Raw genomic sequence first — 21,024 nt, forward strand, 5'->3', positions numbered from 1 at the left:
AACAGGGCACGATTTGGTACCATTTGCCTTTTGCCAGGTAGCGCTCCCGCCATGAAACAGTACCTCGACCTGATGCGCCACGTGCGCGAACACGGCACCTTCAAGAGCGACCGCACCGGCACCGGGACCTACAGCGTCTTCGGCTACCAGATGAGATTCGACCTGGCCGCGGGCTTTCCCCTGGTCACCACCAAGAAGTGCCATCTGAGATCCATCATCCATGAACTGCTGTGGTTCCTGCAGGGCGAGACCAATATCCGCTACCTGAAGGACAATGGCGTGTCCATCTGGGACGAATGGGCCGACGAGAACGGTGAGCTGGGACCGGTCTACGGCTACCAGTGGCGCAGCTGGCCGGCACCCGATGGTCGCCATATCGACCAGATCGCCGGGGTGGTGGACATGATCCGCGCCAAGCCCGACTCGCGGCGCCTGATCGTCTCGGCCTGGAATCCGGCCCTGGTGGACGAGATGGCGCTGCCGCCGTGCCATGCGCTGTTCCAGTTCTATGTCGCCGATGGTCGCCTGAGCTGCCAGCTGTATCAGCGCTCCGCCGACATCTTCCTCGGCGTGCCCTTCAACATTGCCAGCTATGCGCTGTTGACCCTCATGGTGGCCCAGGTCACCGGGCTGCAGCCGGGCGAATTCATCTGGACCGGCGGTGATTGCCATCTCTATGTCAATCACCTGGAGCAGACCGATCTGCAGCTAACCCGCGAGCCACTGCCGCTGCCGACCATGAAGCTCAATCCGGCGGTCACCGACCTGTTCGCCTTCCGCTTCGAGGATTTCGAGCTGGAAGGCTACCAGGCCCACCCGCACATCAAGGCGCCCGTCGCGGTCTGAAGCGCTGGCCGCAGCGCTCAGGCGCCGTGGCCAGACGCCAGCACCTCGTCCACCAGCTGCTCCGGCGACTTGCGCACGTCCAGCACCTGGGCTTCCAGGTGATCGGGCGCCTCCAGGGTATCGAGCTGGCTCTGCAGGAGCTTGGGATCGAAGAAGTGTCCGCGGCGACTGCCGATGCGCTCGGCCAGGAGCTCCGGCGAGCCCTTGAGAAACAGCAGGCGGACCCCTTCGAGGCCGCTTAGCAGGCGGTCGCGATAGATTTTTTTCAGCGCCGAGCAGGCGAACACCCGGGTGGTGCCCTCGGCCTGCGCCTGCTGCATGGCATTGTGGATGGCGTCCAGCCAGGGCCAGCGATCCTCGTCGGTGAGGGCGATACCCTTGGCCATCTTGTCCTTGTTGGCCTGGCTGTGAAAGGTGTCGGCATCGTCGAAACGACAGCCAAGCCGGCTGGCCAGGAGTTCGCCCAGGGTGGTCTTGCCACTGCCCGAGACGCCCATTATCAGATAGATCATCGTCGGTACTCCGCGTGAGGATTCGCCTCGCTATAGAGTGCCTAGAGCGGCGTTTGCTCCGGGGTCAGGCGGCTGCTCCAGGTGGCGCCGATGGACGCGACGATGATGCAGGCGAGGGCGAACCACTGGGCGATGCCCAGGATTTCGCCGAGGAACACCCAGCCGGAGAGGGCGCCCAGCGCGGGCTCCAGACTCATCAGGGTGCCGAAGGTGGACGCCGGCAGGCGGGTCAGCACCACCATCTCCAGGGCGTAGGGAATGGCCGTGGACATCAGCGCCAGGGCCAGTGCCAGCGGCCAGATTTCCGGTTGCAAGAGATTGCTGCCGCTGTGGGCGATGCCGATGGGCAGGATCACCAGGGCGCCGATGGTCGCGCCAAAGGCTACCGTGCCGGTGCCGTGCACCGCCCCCGCGCGCTTGCCCAGCACGATGTACAGCGCCCAGCAGGCACCGGCGCCCAGGGCCAGGGCGGTGCCCAGTGGATCCAGCGCCGAGGCGTTGTGGCCGAAGGGTAGGAGTACCGCCAGGCCGGCCACTACGAGCACGATCCACAGCAGGTCCAGCCAGCGGCGCAGGGCGCACAGCGCCACCACCAGGGGGCCGACGAATTCCAGGCCGACGGCGATGCCGATCGGCAGCCGCTGCATGGCCAGGTAGATGGTCAGGTTCATCACGCCCATGGCGATGCCATAGCCCAGCAGACTGCCCAGCGCCTCGCGGCGAAAGTTGCGCCAGGGGCGCAGCACCAGCAGCAGGACGAGCGCGGCGAAGATCAACCGCAGGGTGGTGACGCCCACCGGGTCGAGACGCAGGAACAGGGTCTTGGCCAGGCTGGCGCTGGTCTGGATCGAGGTCATGGCGACCAGCAGCAGGGCAACGGCGAACAGCGGCGAACGGGCAGACATCGGCAGGGCTCGACAAGCGGGCCCGCCAGCATAGGTCATCCTATCCGCGCCGCAAGGTTGGCTACGACCTCAACGTGTTTTGGAGCGCAGGTGCAGTTGTTCGGCGCCTTCGCGATTTTCCCGGACCTGGTCCAGGAACCGCTGCTGCTCCTCGCGCTGGGCCACCTGCACGCATTGCGCATAGCCCGCGTCCCAGCCCTGCTGATAGGGCTTTTCCGCGGCGAAGCGACGGGCGTCCTTGTGCTCGTAACCTATGCCGTTGACCGCCTGCTTGCCGGTCTGGCAGCCGTCGCTGAAGCCGTCGGCATAGGCCGGCGGATAGCCCTTGGCGATCAACTGGTCGTGATAGCTGGTGCAGGCCGCGAGCGCGGACAGCAGGAACAACAGCGGAATGAAACGACGAGAGCCAGCCATGGGGCCTCCTCACGGGATCCTACGCCTGATCCCCATGTAGAGAGCTTAGTAGGCGTCTGGTGAGAATTTCGTCAAAAAACGCGGGCGCCGGAAAATACCGACAGACGTTGCGCTAACCCCGCGCACCGCTGCGCTTAAATGCGCAGGGGTGCGCCGCTTGCCTTGCTTCGGCTGTCATCCCGGTCGCAGAATGCGGACACTGCTTGCATGCCTGACAAGGACTTACGATGCACGATCCCGTCGCGGCCGGTCTCCGGCTCGCTCCCGATGAGCTGACCCGCCCCTTCGCTCCCGAACAATTCTCCTTTGCCGATACCGATCAGCTCGAACCCTTCCGCGGCATCCTCGGTCAGGAACGCGCGGTGGAAGCCCTGCAGTTCGGGGTGGCCATGCCGCGGCCCGGCTACAACGTCTTTGTCATGGGCGAGCCGGGCACCGGTCGCTTCTCCTTCGTCCAGCGCTATCTCAAGGCCGAGGCCAAGCGCCAACCGACGCCCAACGACTGGGTCTACCTGAATCACTTCGAAGAGCCCCGCGCCCCGGGCGCCCTGGAGTTGCCGCCTGGTGAAGGCGAGGCTTTCGTGGCCGACATGGCGCATTTCATCGACAACCTGCTGGCGACCTTTCCGGCGGTGTTCGAGCACCCGGCCTTCCAGCAGAAGAAGAGCGCCATCGAGCGCGCCTTCAACCAGCGCTACGACCAGGCGCTGGACGTGGTGGAAAAGCTCGCCTTGGAAAAGGAGATCGCCCTCTATCGCGATGCCAACAATGTCGCCTTCACCCCGATGAAGGAGGGCAAGGCGCTGGATGAGGCCGACTTCGCCCAGCTGCCCGAGGCCGAGCGCGAGCGTTTCCACGCCGACATCTCCAGCCTGGAAGAGCGCCTCAACGAAGAGCTGGCCAGCCTGCCGCAGTGGCGGCGCGAATCGAGCAACCAGCTGCGTGCCCTGAATGAAGACACCATCATCCAGGCCCTGCAGCCGCTGCTGGCGCCGCTGTCGGAGAAGTACAACGACAATCCCGGGGTCTGCGCCTACCTGCAGGCCATGCAGGTGGATCTGCTCAAGACGGTGGTCGAGCAGCTGGCCGACGACGCCAAGCCCGACATGCAGCGGCGCAAGGAATTGCGCGAGCAGTACGAACCCAATCTGATCATCGGTCACCACGTCACCGGCGGTGCACCGGTGGTGTTCGAGTCCCACCCGACCTACGACAACCTCTTCGGGCGCATCGAGTACCAGTCCGATCAGGGCGCGCTCTACACCAACTATCGCCAGCTGCGCCCGGGGGCGCTGCACCGCGCCAATGGCGGCTTCCTCATCGTCGAGGCGGACAAGCTGCTGACCGAGCCCTTCGTCTGGGACGCGCTCAAGCGCGCCCTGCATTCGCGTCAGCTGAAGATGGAATCGCCACTGGCCGAGCTGGGGCGGCTCACCGCCATGAGCCTGGCGCCGCAGCAGATCCCGCTGCAGCTCAAGGTCATCATCATCGGCTCGCGCAACATCTACTACACCCTGCAGGAGCTGGATTCGGACTTCCAGGAAATGTTCCGGGTGCTGGTGGACTTCGACGAAGAACTGCCGCTGCGCGACGAGAGCCTGGAGCAGTTCGCCCAGCTGCTCAAGACGCGTACCTCGGAGGAGGGCATGGCGCCCCTGACCTCGGCGGCCGTGGCCCGCCTGGCCACCTACAGCGCCCGCCTGGCCGAACACCAGGGGCGGCTGTCGGCGCGTATCGGCGATCTGTTCCAGCTGGTCAGCGAAGCCGACTTCATCCGCCACCTGGCGGGCGACGAGCGGACCGACAAGGGCCATGTCGAGCGCGCGCTCAAGGCCAAGGAGACCCGCACCGGTCGCGTCTGCGCCCGGGTGCTGGACGACATGCTCACCGGGCTGATCCTCATCGACACCCAGGGCGCGGCGGTGGGCAAGTGCAACGGCCTCACCGTGCTGGAGGTGGCCGATTCCGCCTTTGGCATGCCGGCGCGCATCTCCGCCACCGTCTACCCGGGCGCCAGCGGCATCCTCGATATTGAGCGCGAAGTCAGCCTGGGTCAGCCGATCCACTCCAAGGGGGTGATGATCCTGACCGGCTACCTGGGCAGTCGCTATGCCCAGGAATTCCCGCTGTCGATCTCGGCCAGCATCGCCCTGGAGCAGTCCTATGGCTATGTCGATGGCGACAGCGCCTCCCTCGGCGAGGCCTGCACCCTGATCTCGGCGCTGTCGCGCACCCCGCTCAAGCAGTGCTTCGCCATCACCGGCTCCATCAACCAGTTCGGCGAGGTGCAGCCGGTCGGGGGCGTGAACGAGAAGATCGAAGGCTTCTTCCGTCTCTGCCAGGCCCGTGGCCTGACCGGCGAGCAGGGGGTGATCATCCCGCGTGCCAACGTCACCAACCTGATGCTCGACGAAACCGTGCTGGAAGCGGTCCGCGCGGGGCTGTTCCATGTCTATGCCGTACGTCAGGCGGACGAGGCCCTGTCGCTGCTGGTGGGCGAGCCCGCCGGGGCGCCGGATGCCAAGGGTCGCTTCCCCGACGGCAGCGTCAATGCGCGCGTGGTACAGCGTCTCAAGGAAATCGCCGAGCTCGAGCTGGAAGATGAACTGGCCGACAAACTCAGTGATAACTCCAAGGCAAAAGGGAAAAACAACCAAGCGGCGGAGAACTGAGGTCCAGGGGGCAGGTCGGATTTTGTACAAGGTGCCGCAGCCCAAGTAGCACGGCGCCCAGACCCGCTTGCCCCCTGTTGACCAACAGGGTTGTCCACAGCCTTTGTGGATACCTCTGGCCTAGGACCGGCGAGCATTGAGCGCTTCGAGAGGATGACGCCATGTCCCGCACCATTACCCTGATCCGTCCCTGCCTGGGCCTCGTCACCCGTATCGAATGCGAAATCAAGCCGCTCGGTCAGGAGCAGGGCCTCTGGACCCTGTTGTGCGCTGCCGGCCTGAACGGTCAGCAGCCCACCGCCATCAAGGCCCAGGGACCTTTCCACGGTCCCAAGGCGGCCGAGGGCGTCATGACCGCCATCGCCGAGAACCTGGTCGAGCAGGGCTACATCCAGGTCGAGGAGACCCAGATCTGGCGCCTGCACATGCAGAGTGAACTGCGCAAGATGAACGGTGAGCGTGCCCATCAGCAGGTGCGTTTCCAGGTCGGTCCCGACGCCTGAATCAGGTACAACCTGCCGCATTGGTCCGTTCGCACCGCCCCGGTATACTCGCCCGGCCCTGTAATCCGAGCGAGTCTGCATGGAACGTCTGATCGAAAAAGCCCTTTACGCCTCCCGTTGGCTGCTGGCACCCATCTATCTGGGTCTGTCCCTGGCCCTGGTCCTGCTGGCGCTCAAGTTCTTTCAGGAAGTCTTCCACGTCCTGCCGCACATCTTCGAATCCACCGAGGCCGAGCTGATCCTCCTAGTGCTGTCGCTGATCGACATGGCGCTGGTGGGTGGCCTGCTGGTGATGGTGATGATTTCCGGCTACGAGAATTTCGTCTCCCAGCTGGACATCGACGAGGGCTCGGAAAAGCTCAGCTGGCTGGGCAAGATGGATTCGGGCTCGCTGAAGAACAAGGTGGCCGCGTCCATCGTCGCCATTTCTTCGATTCACCTCTTGCGCATCTTCATGGATGCCCAGAACACCAATCCCGAGTACCTCAAGTGGTACGTGATCATCCATCTGGTGTTCGTGGTCTCGGCCTTTGCCATGGGCTATCTGGATCGCCTGACCAAGCACTGATGGGCCGGGCGGCCACTCGTCTGCCGCCGGCAGCTTTCGCTTACGCTTTGTGGATTGCACCGCTGCGCTTGCTTGTCCTAGGTTGTCGAAGGCTCACAGCTGCCTATCGACGCCATCCCCGGCGTCGATCTCGACCCGGAGGTTTCCATGCAATTGCCGGAATTGACCCAGCGCGCCCAGGCCGGTGAGGTTCGTGAACTCAATCTGCTCTCCATCGAGGGTGGTTTCTATGTGCTCGAGGTGCTCACCCAGAGCGGTCGCACGCGCCTGACCGGACGGGATGGGCATTTCTACCGGCTGGGCTCGGCCGCCCAGGCCCGCCGCCTGCTGGCTGATCTGCCGGCACTCCCGTGCTTTCTCATCCAGCACAGTGCCTACGACGAGATGGTCGGCATGGCGCCACGCTCGGCCGAACCCCTGAAGATCCCGCTGAACTACCGGAACGCCTCTTGAGCGAGGGCGCCGTTCGGCGCCTGCTGCCGGTCTTCGGCGACCAGCTTTCGCCTCGCCTGGCCTCCCTGCGCGACGCCGATCCCGCGCGGGACGTGCTGCTGCTCGCCGAGGTGATGAGCGAAGCCAGCTATGTCCCTCATCATCCGCGCAAGATCGCCCTGATCTTCAGCGCCATGCGCCACTTCGCCAGCGAGATGCGCGCGCGCGGCTTCCGGGTTCTCTATCGCACCCTGGACGACCCCGACAACCAGGGCTCGCTGCCGGCCGAGATCGCGTTCTGGGCAAAGGCGACGGGCGCGCGTGAGATTCGGCTGACCGAGACCGGCGAGTGGCGACTGGAGCAGGCGCTGCGGGCGCTGGACCTGGCGATACCGGTGCGCTGGCATGGCGATGACAGATTCCTCTGCAGTCGCGCCGCCTTTGCCCGCTGGGCCGGGTCGCGCACCGAGCTGCGCATGGAGGCCTTCTACCGCGGCATGCGCAGGCGACACGGCTGGCTGATGGCGGGACCAGACGAGCCTTGCGGTGGCGTCTGGAATCTGGACAAGGACAATCGCAAGGCGCTGCCAAAGGATCATCCTGTTCCCGAGTCCTTCAGCTGTCCGCCCGATGCCTGTACCCGGGACGTGCTCGAGCTGGTCGGGCAGCGCTTCGCTCATCACTATGGCCGGCTGGAAGGCTTCGACTATCCGGTGACCCGGGCGGATGCCGAGCGCCTCTGGCAGCACTTCCTGGGCACGGGCTTGCGCGACTTCGGCAGCTATCAGGACGCCATGGCCCGTGGCGAGCCCTATCTGCATCACGCCCGGATCAGTGCGGCGCTCAATATCGGGCTGCTGGACCTGCGTCAGCTCTGCGCCGACGTGGATGCCGCCTATCGCGAGGGCAGGGTGCCGCTCAACAGTGCCGAGGGCTTCCTGCGTCAGCTGATCGGCTGGCGAGAGTACGTCCATGGCGTCTATTGGCTGCGCATGCCCGAATACCGTGAGCTCAATGCACTGGGCAATACCCGGGCGCTGCCGGAGTTCTACTGGACCGGCGATACCCGCATGGCCTGCATGCGCGAGGCCTTCGGCCAGACCCTGGCGCTGGGCTATGCGCACCATATCCAGCGGCTGATGGTCACCGGCAACTTCGCCTTGCTGGCCGGCATCGCGCCCCAGGCCATCGGCGAGTGGTATCTGGCGGTCTATCTGGATGCTTTCGAGTGGGTCGAGCTGCCCAATACCCAGGCCATGGTGATGCATGCCGACGGCGGCTATCTGGCGAGCAAGCCCTATTGCGCCAGCGGCCACTACATCCGTCGCCAGTCCGACTACTGCAAGGGCTGCCACTATCAGGTCACGGAAGCGCTGGGCGACAGGGCCTGTCCCTTCAATGCCCTCTACTGGCACTTCCTGATCCGCCATCGCGAGCGTTTCGCCCACTATCCGCGCATGCTCAATCTCTATCGCAATCTCGATCGCCAGGCCCCCGAGCGCCAGCAGGCCCTCTGGCAGCGTGGCGAAGCCCTGCTAGCGCGTCTCGACGCGGGAGAATCCCTATGAAGAAGGGCGATCTGCCCACCAAGGTCTGTCCGGTCTGCCAGCGGCCCTTCGCCTGGCGCAAGAAATGGGAGCGCAACTGGGACGAGGTGCGCTACTGCTCCGAGCGCTGTCGCCGGCAGCGCGGCAGCCTCGGCGGCGAGCCGGGACCCTGATGTGCTAGGCTCGGCTCCTTTTTTCACGATGGAAAGGCTGCTATGAACGACATCCTGCTCGACACCGACGAAGCCCGCGTCAGCTACGGCATCGGCCGCCAGCTGGGCGACCAGCTGCGCCAGAATCCGGTCCCCGGCATGCAGCTGGCGGCCGTGCTCGCCGGCCTGACCGAGGCCTTCGACGGCCAGGATTCCCGGGTGGACGTCGAGTCGCTGAACGCCAGCTTCCGCGTCATCCGCGAGCGCATGCAGGCGGAAGCCCAGGCCAAGGCCGCTGCGGCGGCCCAGGAAGGCGTCGACTACCTCAAGGCCAATGCCGAGCGCCCTGGCGTCGTGGTGCTGCCGTCCGGTCTGCAATACGAGGTGCTCACCCAGGGGGAGGGCGCCACGCCGACCCGTGAAGACCAGGTGCGCACCCACTACCACGGCACCCTCATCGACGGCAGCGTGTTCGACAGCTCCTACCAGCGCGGCCAGCCGGCCGAGTTTCCGGTGGGCGGCGTGATCGCCGGCTGGACCGAAGCCCTGCAACTGATGCCTGCCGGCAGCAAGTGGCGCCTGCACGTGCCCAGCGAACTGGCCTATGGCGCCCAGGGCGTCGGTGGCATCCCGCCGCACAGCGTGCTGGTGTTCGACGTCGAGCTCCTCGACGTCCTCTGAGGCTAGCAGTCCAGGCGCAGCGCCTCGTTGTCCGGGCGCAGCGCCAGGGCGTAGCTGAACAGGAAGACCTGGCGGATCTGCTCCTTCACCACCCGCGGCTCGCTGGAGGTAAGGCTGTGCAGATCCAGCTCGCCCAGGTCCTTGAGTTCTTCCAGGGCCGTCTCGTCCAGCTCCGCGCAGACCTTGCCGGTTTCCCGGTTGAGGATGCGCAGATAGGGGTGCGGCCGGTCCAGCCAGGCGTCGATCAGATAAGTCATGGCAAGGGCTCCTGCTGTGCTATTTATGAGAATAATTCTTATTCAATAAATAGCAAGGGATTACCTGACTTTTTTGGTCGGACATGAAAAAGCCCGCGGTCTGGCGACGGCGGGCTTGATCGGACGGTGCAGGCTTCAGTGGGTGCGGGCCACCGAGAAGCGACCCAGGTCGGCCAGGGCGTCGCGATATTCGCTGGCGGGCAGGGCGTCCAGGCAGGCGATCGCCCGCTCGGCGAATTCCTGGGCCTTGCGCGCGGTGTAGTCGAGGGCGCCAGCGGCTTCGACGGCGGCGCGCACGCCTTCCAGGTCCTGGCTGCCGCCCTGGCGGATCGCCTGGCGTACCAGGGCGGCCTGTTCGGCAGTGCCTTCGCGCATGGTCACGATCAGCGGCAGGGTCGGCTTGCCCTCGGCCAGATCGTCACCGACGTTCTTGCCCAACGCGACGGCGTCGCCCTGGTAGTCGAGCAGGTCGTCGACCAGCTGGAAGGCCACGCCCAGATGATCGCCATAGCGGCGCAGGGCGTCGGCCTGTTCGGCGCTGGCGCCGGCCAGGATCGCCGCGCTGTGGGTGGAGGCTTCGAAGAGCATGGCGGTCTTGCCGCGGATGACTTCCATGTAGATCTCTTCGGTGGTGCTGGCGTCGCGGATCTTCGACAGCTGCAGCACCTCGCCCTCGGCGATGACGCGGGTGGCCTGGGAGATGATGCGCATCACTTCCATGGAGCCCAGCGCCACCATCATCTCGAAGGAGCGGGCATAGAGGAAATCGCCCACCAGGACGCTGGGGGCATTGCCCCAGAGGGCGTTGGCGGTGGAGCGGCCACGGCGCATCCCCGAGGCATCGACGACATCGTCGTGCAGCAGGGTGGAGGTGTGCAGGAATTCGATGGTCGCCGCCAGCAGCTGCAGATCGTGATCGGCGCGCCCGAGCGCCTTGCCGGCCAGCAGGACCAGCAGCGGACGCAGGCGCTTGCCACCCGCGGAGACGATGTAGTCGCCAATCTTCTCGACCAGCGGCACGCGCGAGGTCAGCTGCTGGCGGATGATGCCGTCTACGGCGGCGAAATCGTCCGTCACCACGCGATAGAAGGACTGGGATTGCTGCGTCATTGAGAGGTGTCCACTGGAGGTCCGGGCAATATTCAAGCGGCCGGATGGCGCATGACCGCCAGACTATGCCCTAGGGACCGGCACAAGTGCCATGCCCAGGGATTGCCATCGCGCTCCCGCGGCTCGCCGCTCATGCCGATTCGGCTGGGCACCGGCCCGGCATGGCCGCTGAACGAGGTTGCGCGGCATGCTAGGGGTGGGGTGGGGGGCTGTCAAGGCGCGGGCGGGCGGCTCTTGCCTCCCGGCCCCGGCTTGCGTAGAATCGCGGGCCCTGAACATTCCTAGGGTTAACCCCCTGTCTTACGCAATTGCGCGGTGGTCCTTCCGGTCCCGTGCAGCCATGCCGGTCGACGATACCTCCTATAAAGCACCGGGTGAGCAGGTTTAACGGAGATTTACCATGTCCTACGCAGTTATCGTTACCGGTGGCAAGCAATACAAGGTCGCCGAAGGCGAATACCTGAAGGTCGAGAAGCTCGACATCGCCACCGGTGAAACCGTCACCTTCGACCAGGTTCTGCTGGTTGGCAACGGTGACGACGTCAAGATCGGTCTGCCGGTCGTTGATGGTGCCAAAGTGACCGCCGAAGTGACCGCCCAGGGCCGTCACGACAAGGTCACCATCATCAAATTCCGTCGTCGTAAGCATCACATGAAGCGTCAGGGCCACCGTCAGTGGTTCACCGAAATCAAGATCACTGGCATCCAGGCCTGATCTCGCCTCTAACGGAGAATTGACTCATGGCACACAAAAAAGCGGGTGGTTCTACTCGTAACGGTCGCGATTCCGAAAGCAAACGCCTTGGCGTGAAGCTGTACGGCGGCCAGGTCGTCAAGGCCGGCAACATCATCGTGCGTCAGCGCGGCACCCAGTACCATGCCGGTTACGGCGTGGGCCTCGGCAAGGATCACACCCTGTTCGCGAAAGTGGACGGCGTGATCAAGTTCGACGTGAAGGGCGCCTTCGGCCGTCGTTACGTGAGCATCGTCGCCGCCGCCTAAGGCCCGTGACGAAAGAAAAGCCCTGTCTACCCGACGGGGCTTTTTCGTTTGTAGTTAAGCTATTTCCTTGTTTGCAGCGGCCCGCGAGCGCGGGAGGTCCAGATGAAATTCGTCGATGAAGTATCCATACACGTAAAAGCGGGTGACGGCGGCAACGGCATGATGAGTTTCCGCCGGGAGAAATTCATCGAGAAGGGTGGCCCCAATGGCGGTGACGGCGGCGATGGCGGGTCGATCTGGCTCGAAGCCGACATCAACCTGAACACCCTGGTCGATTACCGTTACACCCGACGTTTCACCGCGCAGAACGGTGAGAAGGGCGGGAGCACCGAGTGCACCGGCGCCAAGGGTGAAGACCTGGTGCTGCCGGTCCCCGTGGGCACCACGGTGATCGATGCGGCGACCCAGGAGATCATCGGTGACCTGACCCAGCCCGGTCAGCGCATCCGCGTCGTCCAGGGTGGCTGGCACGGCCTGGGCAACACCCGGTTCAAGTCCAGCACCAATCGCGCACCGCGGCAGACCACCCCGGGCAAGCCCGGCGAAGAGCGCGATCTCAAGCTGGAGCTCAAGGTGCTGGCGGACATCGGTCTGCTCGGCCTGCCCAATGCCGGCAAGAGCACCTTCATCCGCGCGGTCTCGGCTGCCAAGCCCAAGGTCGCGGACTATCCCTTCACCACCCTGGTGCCCAACCTGGGCGTGGTCAGCGTGGGGCGCTTCAAGAGCTTCGTGGTCGCCGACATCCCGGGGCTGATCGAAGGGGCGTCCGAAGGCGCCGGCCTGGGAATCCGCTTTCTCAAGCACCTGGCGCGGACCCGCCTGCTGCTGCACCTCGTCGACATGGCGCCCCTGGATGAAAGCGATCCGGCCGAGGCTGCCGAGACCATCATCAACGAGCTGACCAAGTTCAGCCCGGCGCTGGGCGAGCGTGACCGCTGGCTGGTGCTGAACAAGGCCGACCAGTTGCTCGATGACGAGCGCGAAGAGCGCCTCAAGGCAGTGGTCGAGCGTCTGGGCTGGCAGGGTCCGGTCTTCGTCATCTCCGCCCTGGAGCGGGAAGGCACCGAGCAGCTCTGTCAGGCCATCATGCAGTATCTCGACGAGCGGACCCTGCGTCTCGCCGAGGACCCGGCCTATGCCGAGGCGCTGGAAGAACTCGATCAGCGCATCGAGGACGAGGCGCGGGCGCGTCTGCAGGCGCTGGACGACCAGCGGGCCCTGCGCCGTTCGGGCGTCAAGGCGGTGGACGAAGACGACGACTTCGATGATGACGAAGACGACGGCGACGGTCCGGAAATCTTCTACGTACGGTAAGAAAGGAGCTTGCCCATGCGTGATCAGGTGTCTGGCGCCCAGCGCTGGGTAGTGAAGATCGGTAGTGCCCTGCTGACCGACGACGGGCGTTGTCTGGATGGCGGGGCCATGGCTGGCTGGGTCGAGCAGATGGTGGCCCTGCACCAGGCGGGCATCGAGCTGGTGCTGGTGTCCTCGGGTGCGGTGGCGGCCGGTATGAGTCGGCTCGGCTGGGCGCAGCGTCCGACCGCCATCAACGAGTTGCAGGCGGCCGCGGCGGTAGGGCAGATGGGGCTGGTGCAGGCCTGGGAATCCAGTTTCGCCGAGCATCAGGTGCAGACCGCGCAGATCCTGCTCACCCATGACGACCTGTCCGATCGCAAGCGCTACCTCAATGCCCGCAGCACCCTGCGCACCCTGGTGAGCCTGGGTGTGGTGCCGGTGATCAACGAGAACGATACCGTCGTCACCGACGAGATCCGCTTCGGCGACAACGACACCCTGGCTGCCCTGGTGGCCAACCTGGTCGAAGCCGATCTGCTGGTCATCCTCACCGATCGCGATGGCATGTTCGATGCCGATCCGCGCAACAATCCCGACGCCAGTCTCATCAGCGAGGCGCGCGCCGACGATCCGGCACTGGATCTAGTCGCTGGCGGTACCGGCGGTGCCTTGGGGCGCGGCGGTATGCAGACCAAGCTGCGCGCCGCGCGGCTGGCGGCCCGCTCTGGCGCCTATACCGTTATCGTCGGTGGGCGTATCCAGCAGGTGCTGAGTCGCCTGCAGCAGGGCGAACAGCTGGGTACCCTGCTGTCACCCGAGCGTGGCCTGGTGGCGGCGCGCAAGCAGTGGCTGGCGGGGCATCTGCAGGTGCGTGGCACCCTGCGCCTGGATGCCGGTGCGGTGGAGGCCCTGGTGGGCGGTCATCGCAGTCTGCTGCCGGTGGGCGTGCGAGCGCTGGAAGGCAGCTTCCGGCGCGGCGAGATGGTTGCCTGCGTCGGTCCGGACGGGCGCGAGGTGGCGCGTGGCCTGGTCAACTACAGTGCGACCGAGGCGCAGCGCATCCTGGGGCGGCCTTCGGATGCCATCGTGGTTGAGCTGGGCTATGTCTACGAGCCCGAGCTGATTCACCGGGACAACCTCGTCCTGGTCTGACGATCGTCGATCCTGGCGCCTCTCCGGAGGCGTTGGATTCCCCAATCCCAGGCAATAAAAAACCGGCCGAAGCCGGTTTTTTACTTGAACGCTTATCAGGCAGCGGCGGGGGTAGCCAGGGCCTTGATGTGAGCGTTCAGGCGGCTCTTGTGACGAGCGGCCTTGTTCTTGTCGATGATGCCCTTGTCGGCCATGCGGTCGATGACCGGAACGGCAGCAACATAAGCGGACTTGGCTTTTTCCAGGTCCTTGGCTTCGATCGCCTTGACGACGTTCTTGATGTAGGTACGCACCATGGAGCGCAGGCTCGCATTGTGGCTGCGACGCTTCTCAGCCTGTTTGGCGCGTTTTTTGGCGGAGGGGGAGTTAGCCACCGTGGAGCTCCTTCGAAAAAGACTGTATTGGGTACAGAGCGAACTCTGTAGCAAGTACAGAGCTAAATTAAGGTCGCGAATCTTGACGTCCCTGGCGGCGCCTGTCAAGGCTGTCTGGATGGATATCCGGCTGGTCGCCGATGAAGGGCCTCGTTACACTCGATCGCTTGTGCCCATCGCGCGACTGCGCTCACGCGCATCCTCTGTCACGTCCCGCTGCGTTCACCGAGTCCTCTCCCTGCCATGAATCTGCTCAAGTCCCTGGCCGCCGTCAGCTCCATGACCATGCTGTCCCGCGTGCTGGGTTTCGTGCGCGACACTATCGTCGCCCGCACCTTTGGCGCCGGCATGGCCACCGACGCCTTTTTCGTCGCCTTCAAGCTGCCCAACCTGCTGCGCCGCATCTTCGCCGAAGGGGCTTTTTCCCAGGCGTTCGTCCCCATCCTCGCCGAATACAAGGCCCAGCAGGGCGAGGAGGCCACCCGCACCTTTCTGGCCTACGTCAGTGGCCTGCTGACCCTGGTGCTGGCAGTGGTCACGCTGCTGGGCATGCTGGCTGCGCCCCTGGTGATCTGGATCACCGCGCCGGGTTTCGCCGATACCCCGGAGAAATTCGCCCTCACCTCCAGCCTGCTGCGGGTGACCTTTCCCTACATCCTGCTGATCTCCCTGGCGTCCCTGGCCGGGGCCGTGCTCAACACCTGGAACAGGTTCAGCGTGCCGGCCTTCGTGCCGACCCTGCTCAATGTCAGCATGATCATCTTCGCGCTGTTCCTGACCCCCTATTTCGATCCGCCGATCATGGCGATGGCCTGGGCGACCCTGGTGGGTGGTCTGGCGCAATTCCTCTATCAGCTGCCGCATCTCAAGCGCATCGGCATGCTGGTGCTGCCGCGACTGAATCTGCGTGACAGCGGCGTCTGGCGGGTCATGAAGCAGATGGGGCCGGCGATCCTCGGGGTCTCGGTCAGCCAGATTTCGCTGATCATCAACACCATCTTCGCCTCCTTCCTGGCGGCCGGCTCGGTGTCCTGGATGTACTACGCCGATCGCCTGATGGAGCTGCCCTCGGGGGTGCTCGGCGTGGCGCTGGGGACCATCCTGCTGCCGGCGCTGTCGCGCACCTACGCCAAGGCCGATCGCCAGGAGTATTCGCGGCTGCTCGACTGGGGCCTGCGACTGTGCTTCCTGCTGGTGCTGCCTTGCTCGGCGGCCCTGGCGCTGCTATCCGAGCCCCTGACCGTCTCACTGTTCCAGTACGGCCGTTTCGATGCCCATGACGCCCTGATGACCCAGCGGGCACTGGTCGCCTATGCCGTGGGGCTGCTCGGCATCATCCTGGTCAAGGTGCTGGCACCGGGCTTCTATGCCCAGCAGAACATCAAGACCCCGGTGAAGATCGCGCTCTTCACCCTGGCGGTGACCCAGGTGCTCAACCTGATCCTGATCGGTCCGCTGCAGCATGTGGGCCTGGCCCTGGCCATAGGCGTCGCGGCCTGTCTCAACGCCGGCCTTTTATTCTGGCAACTGCGCCGCCATAACCTGTTCATCCCCCAGGCGGGCTGGACAAGCTTTCTGCTGCGACTGCTGATCGCCGTGGCGGTGATGACCGCTGTCCTGTTCGGCCTGATGCAGCTGTTGCCCAGCTGGAGCGAAGGACTGATGTGGCAGCGCCTGCTGCGTCTGGGCGGGCTGGTCGCGGCGGGGGTGCTGGCCTATTTCGCCAGTCTCTTCCTGCTCGGCTTCCGCGTGCGCGACTTCAATCGGCGCGCGGTGCTGTGATTGCACAAGGCCGGGTGTGCGCCTGTCCTCGCGGCGGGCATCCGGATATAATCGATTAATTTCTGAGCAATACCTACCCATGCAGCTGTTTCGTGGTCTCCATCATCTCGACGCCTTTCCCAAGGGCTGCGTTGCCACCATTGGCAACTTCGACGGGGTTCACCTGGGGCACCAGGCCATCCTCGCGCGGCTGCGTGAGCGGGCGGCGGAGCTCGGGGTGCCCAGTTGCGTGGTGATCTTCGAGCCGCAGCCGCGGGAATTCTTCCTGCCCGATATCGCGCCGGTACGTCTGACCCGCCTGCGCGAGAAGCTGGAATGCTTCGCACGCCTGGGCGTCGACAACGTGCTCTGCCTGAACTTCAATCGGCGGCTGCGCGAGTTGTCTGCCGAGGCCTTCGTCCAGCAGGTGCTGGTGGAAGGCCTGGGGGTGAAACACCTGGAGATCGGTGACGACTTCCGTTTCGGCTGCGACCGCGCCGGCGACTTCACCTACCTGAACCTGGCTGCCCGCGACCACGGCTTCACCCTGGAAGCCGCCACCACCGTCGAGCTGGACGGCCTGCGGGTGAGCAGTACCCTGATCCGCCAGGCCCTGGCCGACGGCGATCTGGCCCTGGCCGCGCGCATGCTGGGCCGGCCCTACAGCCTCTCGGGACGGGTCTTGCACGGCCAGAAGCTGGCGCGTCAGCTGGGCTGGCCCACGGCCAACGTCCAGCTCAAGCGGCGTCGACCGCCGCTGCGCGGCGTCTATCTGGTCAGCAGCCTGATCGATGGGCGGGTGGTGCCGGGCGTAGCCAATATCGGCCAGCGGCCGACGGTGCAGGGCGATGGTCGTCCGCATCTGGAGATCCATCTGCTGGACTTTGCCGGCGACCTCTATGGCCGCCACCTCAGCGTGACCTTCGTGCAGAAGGTCCGCGACGAACAGAAATTCGCCTCTCTGGAGGCCCTCAAGGCGGCGATCGAAGCGGACGTCGCCACGGCCCGCGCCTACTGGCAGGGGCAACCGTCAACGAGCCTGGACTGACATGACCGATTACAAAGCGACGCTCAACCTGCCGGAAACGGCATTCCCGATGAAAGCCGGCCTGCCGCAGCGCGAGCCGGAAGCGCTCAAGCGCTGGCAGGACATCGACCTGTACGGGAAGCTGCGCGCCATCGGCAAGGGCCGTCCGACCTTCATCCTGCATGACGGTCCGCCCTATGCCAACGGCAGCATCCACATCGGTCATGCGCTGAACAAGATCCTCAAGGACATCATCACCCGGTCCAAGACCCTGGCCGGCTTCGATGCCCCCTATGTGCCGGGCTGGGACTGCCATGGCCTGCCCATCGAGCACAAGGTGGAGACCACCTTCGGCAAGAATCAGCCGGCGGATCTGACCCGCGAGCGCTGCCGCGCCTATGCCAGCGAGCAGATCGAAGAGCAGAAGGCCGGCTTCGTCCGCCTGGGCGTACTGGGTGACTGGAGCAATCCCTACCTGACCATGAACTTCGCCAACGAGGCCGGCGAGATCCGCGCCCTGGGCGAACTGGTCAAGAAGGGCTTCGTCTTCAAGGGCCTCAAGCCGGTCAACTTCTGCTTCGACTGCGGCTCGGCCCTGGCCGAGGCCGAGGTGGAGTACCAGGACAAGCGTTCCGACGCCATCGACGTGGCCTTCCCGGTCGCCGATGCCGACAAGCTGGCAGCCGCCTTCGGCCTCGAAGCGCTGGCCAAGCCCACCGCCATCGTCATCTGGACCACCACCCCCTGGACCATCCCGGCCAACCAGGCACTCAACGTGCATCCCGAGTTCACCTATGCGCTGGTGGACGTCGGTGATCGCCTGCTGCTGCTGGCCGAAGAGCTGGTGGAAAGCTGCCTGGCGCGCTACGGCCTGCAGGGCGAGGTGATCGCCACTGCCCCGGGAACCGCCCTGGAGCTGATCAATTTCCGTCATCCATTGTACGAGCGCCTGTCGCCCATCTACCTGGCCGAATACGTCGAGCTGGGCGCCGGTACGGGTATCGTGCACTGCTCGCCTGCCTACGGTGAGGACGACTTCCGTATCTGCAAGCAGTACGGCCTGAGCAACGACGACATCCTCAATCCGGTGCAGAGCAACGGTGTCTACGCCGAGTCGCTGCCGCTGTTTGGCGGCCAGTTCATCTGGAAGGCCAACCCGGTCATCGTCGGCGCGCTGGAAGAGGCGGGCGCCCTGCTCAAATACGAGGCGATCAACCACAGCTACATGCACTGCTGGCGCCACAAGACCCCGCTGATCTATCGCGCCACCGCCCAGTGGTTCGTCGGCATGGACAAGCAGCCCAACGAGGGCGCCACCCTGCGCGAGCGTTCCCTGGCCGCCATCGAGCAGACCCAGTTCGTCCCGGCCTGGGGCCAGGCGCGGCTGCACGGCATGATCGCCGGCCGGCCCGACTGGTGCATCTCGCGCCAGCGCAACTGGGGCGTACCGATTCCCTTCTTCACCCACAAGGAAAGCGGCGAGCTGCATCCGCGTACCGTCGAGCTGATGGAAGCCGTCGCCCAGCGCGTCGAGCGCGAGGGCATCGAAGCCTGGTTCAAACTCGATCCCGCTGAACTGCTCGGCGAAGAAGCCGGTCAGTACGACAAGAGTCGCGACACCCTCGACGTCTGGTTCGATTCCGGCACCACCCACTGGCACGTGCTGCGCGGCTCCCATGCCGAGCTGGCCCATGACCAAGGCCCGGCGGCCGATCTCTACCTGGAAGGCTCCGACCAGCACCGTGGCTGGTTCCACTCCTCGCTGCTGACTGGTTGCGCCATCGACGGCCATGCGCCCTACAAGGAACTGCTGACCCACGGTTTCACCGTGGACGAGCAGGGCCGCAAGCAATCCAAGTCGCTGGGCAACGTGGTCGCCCCACAAAAGGTCATCGACAGCCTGGGCGCCGACATCCTGCGCCTCTGGGTCGCCTCCACCGACTACACCGGCGAGATGGCGGTTTCCGACCAGATCCTGCAGCGCAGCGCCGACTCCTATCGCCGCATCCGCAATACCGCGCGCTTCCTGCTCTCCAACCTCTCCGGCTTCGATCCGGCGGTCAACCGGGTCGCTCCCGAGGATATGATCGACCTGGATCGCTGGGCTGTGGATCGCGCCCTGCTGCTGCAACAGGAAATCGAGCAGGCCTACGCTGAGTACCGCTTCCTCAACGTCTACCAGAAGGTGCACAACTTCTGCGTGCAGGAGCTGGGCGGCTTCTACCTCGACATCATCAAGGACCGCCAGTACACCACTGGCGCCGACAGCCTGCCACGGCGTTCCTGCCAGACCGCGCTGTATCTGATCGCCGAGGCCCTGGTGCGCTGGATCGCGCCTATCCTCTCCTTTACCGCCGACGAGATCTGGCAGTACCTGCCGGGCGAGCGGGAAGAGTCGGTGATGCTGACCACCTGGTACGACGGCCTTTTCGCCCTGCCCGAGGGCGCGACCCTGGATCGTGCCTACTGGGATCAGGTGATGGCGGTCAAGGCCGCGGTCAACAAGGAGCTGGAGAACCAGCGCGCCGCCAAGACCCTGGGTGGCAGCCTGCAGGCGGAGATCACCCTCTACGCCGACAGCGCCCTGCAGACCGTGCTGGAAGCCCTGGGCAACGAACTCAGATTCGTGCTGATCTCGTCCCAGGCCGCTGTCCAGCCGCTGGAAAAGGCTCCGGAAGGCGCCGTGGCCAGCGAACTGAGCGGCCTCAAGCTGGTGGTCCGCAAGTCCGAGGCACCCAAGTGCGCCCGCTGCTGGCACCACAGCCACAGCGTCGGCCAGGATGCCGCGCATCCGGAGATCTGCGAGCGCTGCGTGACCAACGTCTACGGTGCCGGCGAGGTGCGCGAGCATGCGTGACGCCTCGCGTTTCGGTGCCTTGCCCTGGTTGGCCCTGAGTGTGCTGGTGATCCTGCTGGATCAGCTGACCAAGCTCTACTTCCAGGCCAACCTGTCGCTCTACCAGAAGGTGCCGGTGATTCCGGACATCCTCAGCTGGACCCTGGCCTACAACCCGGGCGCCGCCTTCAGCTTCCTGGCCGATCACTCCGGTTGGCAGCGTTGGTTCTTCGCCGGCATCGCCGCCGTAGTGAGCGTGGTCCTGGTGGTCTGGCTCAAGCGCCTGCGCAACGACACCTGGACCGCCATCGCCCTGGCCCTGATCCTTGGTGGTGCGCTGGGCAATCTCTATGACCGCCTGGTCCTGGGCCACGTCATCGACTTCATCCTGGTGCACTGGCGCCAGGAGTGGTACTACCCGGCCTTCAACCTGGCCGACAGCGCCATCACCGTCGGTGCCGTGATGCTGGCCCTGGACATGTTCCGCAAGAAGAAGCCCGAGGAAGCCCATGGCTGAGATCACCATCGGCCCGGATACCCGGGTCACCCTGCACTTCGCCATCAAGCTGCAGAATGGCGACGTGGTGGACAGTACCTTCGACAAGGCGCCGGCCACCTTCACCGTCGGCGACGGCAATCTCCTGCCCGGTTTCGAGCAGGCGCTGTTCGGCCTGGAGGCCGGTACCAAGACCAGCCTGACCATTCCGCCGGAGCGCGGCTTCGGCCAGCCCAACGATGGCAACCTGCAGACCATGGCGCGGGACGACTTCAGTGACATGGAGCTGTCGCCCGGCCTGCTGATCATCTTCAGCGACGCCGCCGGTGGCGAGATGCCTGGCGTGGTCAAGAGCTACGACGACGAGCAGGTGATCATCGACTTCAACCACCCGCTGGCCGGCCGTGTGCTGACCTTCGACGTGGAAATCCTGGCCATCGAGCCTGCCGTCTCCCATTGATCCAACGCCGCCCGTGAAGCG

Annotated in this window: 23 protein-coding genes; 17 read left to right on the forward strand and 6 right to left on the reverse strand. The window is 65.1% G+C overall.

The annotated features are described in order from the left end of the window. Positions 1–51 precede the first annotated feature (51 nt). Entirely contained in the window at positions 52–846 is a 795-nt protein-coding gene (locus OXS31_RS18150) for a thymidylate synthase (RefSeq protein ID WP_144956960.1), read from the forward strand. A 17-nt stretch (positions 847–863) separates the two neighbouring features. Here OXS31_RS18150 and OXS31_RS18155 read toward each other — a convergent pair whose 3' ends face one another. The 3 genes from OXS31_RS18155 to OXS31_RS18165 form a co-directional block, all read right to left on the reverse strand. Next, complete coding sequence (locus OXS31_RS18155) at positions 864–1,358, reverse strand: gluconokinase (RefSeq protein ID WP_027600867.1); 495 nt, start codon at positions 1,356–1,358, stop codon at positions 864–866. Positions 1,359–1,399: 41 nt separating this feature from the next. Further along, positions 1,400–2,263, reverse strand: a complete 864-nt coding sequence (locus OXS31_RS18160; protein ID WP_144956964.1) for an EamA family transporter — start codon at positions 2,261–2,263, stop codon at positions 1,400–1,402. 69 nt (positions 2,264–2,332) lie between these two features. Next, the gene (locus OXS31_RS18165) at positions 2,333–2,677 is read right to left on the reverse strand and encodes a hypothetical protein (protein WP_027600865.1); all 345 of its coding nucleotides are present in this window, start codon (positions 2,675–2,677) and stop codon (positions 2,333–2,335) included. A gap of 227 nt (positions 2,678–2,904) precedes the next feature. Between OXS31_RS18165 and OXS31_RS18170 the strand changes: the two genes are divergently transcribed. From OXS31_RS18170 to OXS31_RS18200, 7 genes are all read left to right on the forward strand, one after another. Next, complete coding sequence (locus tag OXS31_RS18170; RefSeq protein ID WP_027600169.1) at positions 2,905–5,349, forward strand: ATP-binding protein; 2,445 nt, start codon at positions 2,905–2,907, stop codon at positions 5,347–5,349. 161 nt (positions 5,350–5,510) lie between these two features. Then, the gene (locus OXS31_RS18175; protein WP_007160783.1) at positions 5,511–5,852 is read left to right on the forward strand and encodes a hypothetical protein; all 342 of its coding nucleotides are present in this window, start codon (positions 5,511–5,513) and stop codon (positions 5,850–5,852) included. Between the two features lie 79 nt (positions 5,853–5,931). Next, entirely contained in the window at positions 5,932–6,420 is a 489-nt protein-coding gene (locus OXS31_RS18180; protein ID WP_017640865.1) for a TIGR00645 family protein, read from the forward strand. A gap of 147 nt (positions 6,421–6,567) precedes the next feature. After that, positions 6,568–6,873 carry a DUF6482 family protein gene (locus OXS31_RS18185; RefSeq protein ID WP_027600864.1) on the forward strand — a complete coding sequence of 102 codons (306 nt, stop codon included), beginning with the start codon at positions 6,568–6,570 and terminating at the stop codon, positions 6,871–6,873. Next, complete coding sequence (locus OXS31_RS18190; RefSeq protein WP_267401213.1) at positions 6,870–8,420, forward strand: cryptochrome/photolyase family protein; 1,551 nt, start codon at positions 6,870–6,872, stop codon at positions 8,418–8,420. The genes OXS31_RS18185 and OXS31_RS18190 overlap by 4 nt, the downstream gene beginning before the upstream one ends. Continuing rightward, positions 8,417–8,572, forward strand: a complete 156-nt coding sequence (locus OXS31_RS18195; RefSeq protein ID WP_081737463.1) for a DUF2256 domain-containing protein — start codon at positions 8,417–8,419, stop codon at positions 8,570–8,572. Before OXS31_RS18190 ends, OXS31_RS18195 begins: the two co-directional genes overlap by 4 nt. Before the next feature lie 42 nt (positions 8,573–8,614). Continuing rightward, positions 8,615–9,232 carry an FKBP-type peptidyl-prolyl cis-trans isomerase gene (locus OXS31_RS18200; protein WP_017640861.1) on the forward strand — a complete coding sequence of 206 codons (618 nt, stop codon included), beginning with the start codon at positions 8,615–8,617 and terminating at the stop codon, positions 9,230–9,232. Between the two features lie 2 nt (positions 9,233–9,234). Here the strand turns inward: OXS31_RS18200 and OXS31_RS18205 are convergent, their stop codons facing one another. Together OXS31_RS18205 and OXS31_RS18210 are read right to left on the reverse strand one after the other, a co-directional pair. After that, a complete protein-coding gene (locus OXS31_RS18205; protein WP_007160789.1) occupies positions 9,235–9,489 on the reverse strand; it encodes a hypothetical protein in 255 nt (84 codons plus the stop codon). 135 nt (positions 9,490–9,624) lie between these two features. Then, positions 9,625–10,599: a polyprenyl synthetase family protein gene (locus OXS31_RS18210; protein ID WP_027600172.1), complete on the reverse strand. Its 975-nt coding sequence runs from the start codon at positions 10,597–10,599 to the stop codon at positions 9,625–9,627. Between the two features lie 400 nt (positions 10,600–10,999). Here OXS31_RS18210 and rplU point away from each other — a divergent pair, with 400 nt between their 5' ends. From rplU to proB, 4 genes are all read left to right on the forward strand, one after another. Then, on the forward strand, positions 11,000–11,314 hold the full coding sequence (gene rplU, locus OXS31_RS18215) for a 50S ribosomal protein L21 (protein ID WP_007160791.1): 315 nt from the start codon (positions 11,000–11,002) through the stop codon (positions 11,312–11,314). Positions 11,315–11,340: 26 nt separating this feature from the next. Then, positions 11,341–11,601 carry a 50S ribosomal protein L27 gene (gene rpmA, locus OXS31_RS18220; protein ID WP_007160792.1) on the forward strand — a complete coding sequence of 87 codons (261 nt, stop codon included), beginning with the start codon at positions 11,341–11,343 and terminating at the stop codon, positions 11,599–11,601. A 102-nt stretch (positions 11,602–11,703) separates the two neighbouring features. Then, complete coding sequence (gene cgtA / locus OXS31_RS18225) at positions 11,704–12,915, forward strand: Obg family GTPase CgtA (RefSeq protein WP_027600861.1); 1,212 nt, start codon at positions 11,704–11,706, stop codon at positions 12,913–12,915. A 15-nt stretch (positions 12,916–12,930) separates the two neighbouring features. Beyond that, a complete protein-coding gene (gene proB / locus OXS31_RS18230; protein WP_007160794.1) occupies positions 12,931–14,049 on the forward strand; it encodes a glutamate 5-kinase in 1,119 nt (372 codons plus the stop codon). Between the two features lie 95 nt (positions 14,050–14,144). Here the strand turns inward: proB and rpsT are convergent, their stop codons facing one another. After that, positions 14,145–14,423 carry a 30S ribosomal protein S20 gene (gene rpsT / locus OXS31_RS18235; RefSeq protein ID WP_007160795.1) on the reverse strand — a complete coding sequence of 93 codons (279 nt, stop codon included), beginning with the start codon at positions 14,421–14,423 and terminating at the stop codon, positions 14,145–14,147. A 243-nt stretch (positions 14,424–14,666) separates the two neighbouring features. Here rpsT and murJ point away from each other — a divergent pair, with 243 nt between their 5' ends. The 5 genes from murJ to OXS31_RS18260 all read left to right on the forward strand — a co-directional run bounded on the left by murJ (position 14,667) and on the right by OXS31_RS18260 (position 21,003). Further along, entirely contained in the window at positions 14,667–16,205 is a 1,539-nt protein-coding gene (gene murJ / locus OXS31_RS18240; RefSeq protein WP_077171575.1) for a murein biosynthesis integral membrane protein MurJ, read from the forward strand. A gap of 79 nt (positions 16,206–16,284) precedes the next feature. Continuing rightward, positions 16,285–17,232 carry a bifunctional riboflavin kinase/FAD synthetase gene (gene ribF / locus OXS31_RS18245; protein WP_007160797.1) on the forward strand — a complete coding sequence of 316 codons (948 nt, stop codon included), beginning with the start codon at positions 16,285–16,287 and terminating at the stop codon, positions 17,230–17,232. A 1-nt stretch (position 17,233) separates the two neighbouring features. Next, complete coding sequence (gene ileS / locus OXS31_RS18250) at positions 17,234–20,068, forward strand: isoleucine--tRNA ligase (RefSeq protein ID WP_267401233.1); 2,835 nt, start codon at positions 17,234–17,236, stop codon at positions 20,066–20,068. Next, positions 20,061–20,564 carry a signal peptidase II gene (gene lspA / locus OXS31_RS18255; RefSeq protein ID WP_027600177.1) on the forward strand — a complete coding sequence of 168 codons (504 nt, stop codon included), beginning with the start codon at positions 20,061–20,063 and terminating at the stop codon, positions 20,562–20,564. Before ileS ends, lspA begins: the two co-directional genes overlap by 8 nt. After that, entirely contained in the window at positions 20,557–21,003 is a 447-nt protein-coding gene (locus tag OXS31_RS18260) for a peptidylprolyl isomerase (protein WP_007160800.1), read from the forward strand. The genes lspA and OXS31_RS18260 overlap by 8 nt, the downstream gene beginning before the upstream one ends. The last annotated feature ends 21 nt before the right edge of the window (positions 21,004–21,024 follow it).

It is taken from the genome of Pseudomonas sp. GM_Psu_1, assembly GCF_026544185.1.
Lineage (GTDB): Bacteria > Pseudomonadota > Gammaproteobacteria > Pseudomonadales > Pseudomonadaceae > Chryseomonas > Chryseomonas oryzihabitans.

Coding starts and splice junctions, on each gene's coding strand:
- OXS31_RS18150 (WP_144956960.1), top strand. CDS start 52: ATGAAACAGTACCTCGACCTGATGCGCCACGTGCGCGAACACGGCACC.
- OXS31_RS18155 (WP_027600867.1), bottom strand. CDS start 1,358: ATGATCTATCTGATAATGGGCGTCTCGGGCAGTGGCAAGACCACCCTG.
- OXS31_RS18160 (WP_144956964.1), bottom strand. CDS start 2,263: ATGTCTGCCCGTTCGCCGCTGTTCGCCGTTGCCCTGCTGCTGGTCGCC.
- OXS31_RS18165 (WP_027600865.1), bottom strand. CDS start 2,677: ATGGCTGGCTCTCGTCGTTTCATTCCGCTGTTGTTCCTGCTGTCCGCG.
- OXS31_RS18170 (WP_027600169.1), top strand. CDS start 2,905: ATGCACGATCCCGTCGCGGCCGGTCTCCGGCTCGCTCCCGATGAGCTG.
- OXS31_RS18175 (WP_007160783.1), top strand. CDS start 5,511: ATGTCCCGCACCATTACCCTGATCCGTCCCTGCCTGGGCCTCGTCACC.
- OXS31_RS18180 (WP_017640865.1), top strand. CDS start 5,932: ATGGAACGTCTGATCGAAAAAGCCCTTTACGCCTCCCGTTGGCTGCTG.
- OXS31_RS18185 (WP_027600864.1), top strand. CDS start 6,568: ATGCAATTGCCGGAATTGACCCAGCGCGCCCAGGCCGGTGAGGTTCGT.
- OXS31_RS18195 (WP_081737463.1), top strand. CDS start 8,417: ATGAAGAAGGGCGATCTGCCCACCAAGGTCTGTCCGGTCTGCCAGCGG.
- OXS31_RS18200 (WP_017640861.1), top strand. CDS start 8,615: ATGAACGACATCCTGCTCGACACCGACGAAGCCCGCGTCAGCTACGGC.
- OXS31_RS18205 (WP_007160789.1), bottom strand. CDS start 9,489: ATGACTTATCTGATCGACGCCTGGCTGGACCGGCCGCACCCCTATCTG.
- OXS31_RS18210 (WP_027600172.1), bottom strand. CDS start 10,599: ATGACGCAGCAATCCCAGTCCTTCTATCGCGTGGTGACGGACGATTTC.
- rplU (WP_007160791.1), top strand. CDS start 11,000: ATGTCCTACGCAGTTATCGTTACCGGTGGCAAGCAATACAAGGTCGCC.
- rpmA (WP_007160792.1), top strand. CDS start 11,341: ATGGCACACAAAAAAGCGGGTGGTTCTACTCGTAACGGTCGCGATTCC.
- cgtA (WP_027600861.1), top strand. CDS start 11,704: ATGAAATTCGTCGATGAAGTATCCATACACGTAAAAGCGGGTGACGGC.
- proB (WP_007160794.1), top strand. CDS start 12,931: ATGCGTGATCAGGTGTCTGGCGCCCAGCGCTGGGTAGTGAAGATCGGT.
- murJ (WP_077171575.1), top strand. CDS start 14,667: ATGAATCTGCTCAAGTCCCTGGCCGCCGTCAGCTCCATGACCATGCTG.
- ribF (WP_007160797.1), top strand. CDS start 16,285: ATGCAGCTGTTTCGTGGTCTCCATCATCTCGACGCCTTTCCCAAGGGC.
- ileS (WP_267401233.1), top strand. CDS start 17,234: ATGACCGATTACAAAGCGACGCTCAACCTGCCGGAAACGGCATTCCCG.
- lspA (WP_027600177.1), top strand. CDS start 20,061: ATGCGTGACGCCTCGCGTTTCGGTGCCTTGCCCTGGTTGGCCCTGAGT.
- OXS31_RS18260 (WP_007160800.1), top strand. CDS start 20,557: ATGGCTGAGATCACCATCGGCCCGGATACCCGGGTCACCCTGCACTTC.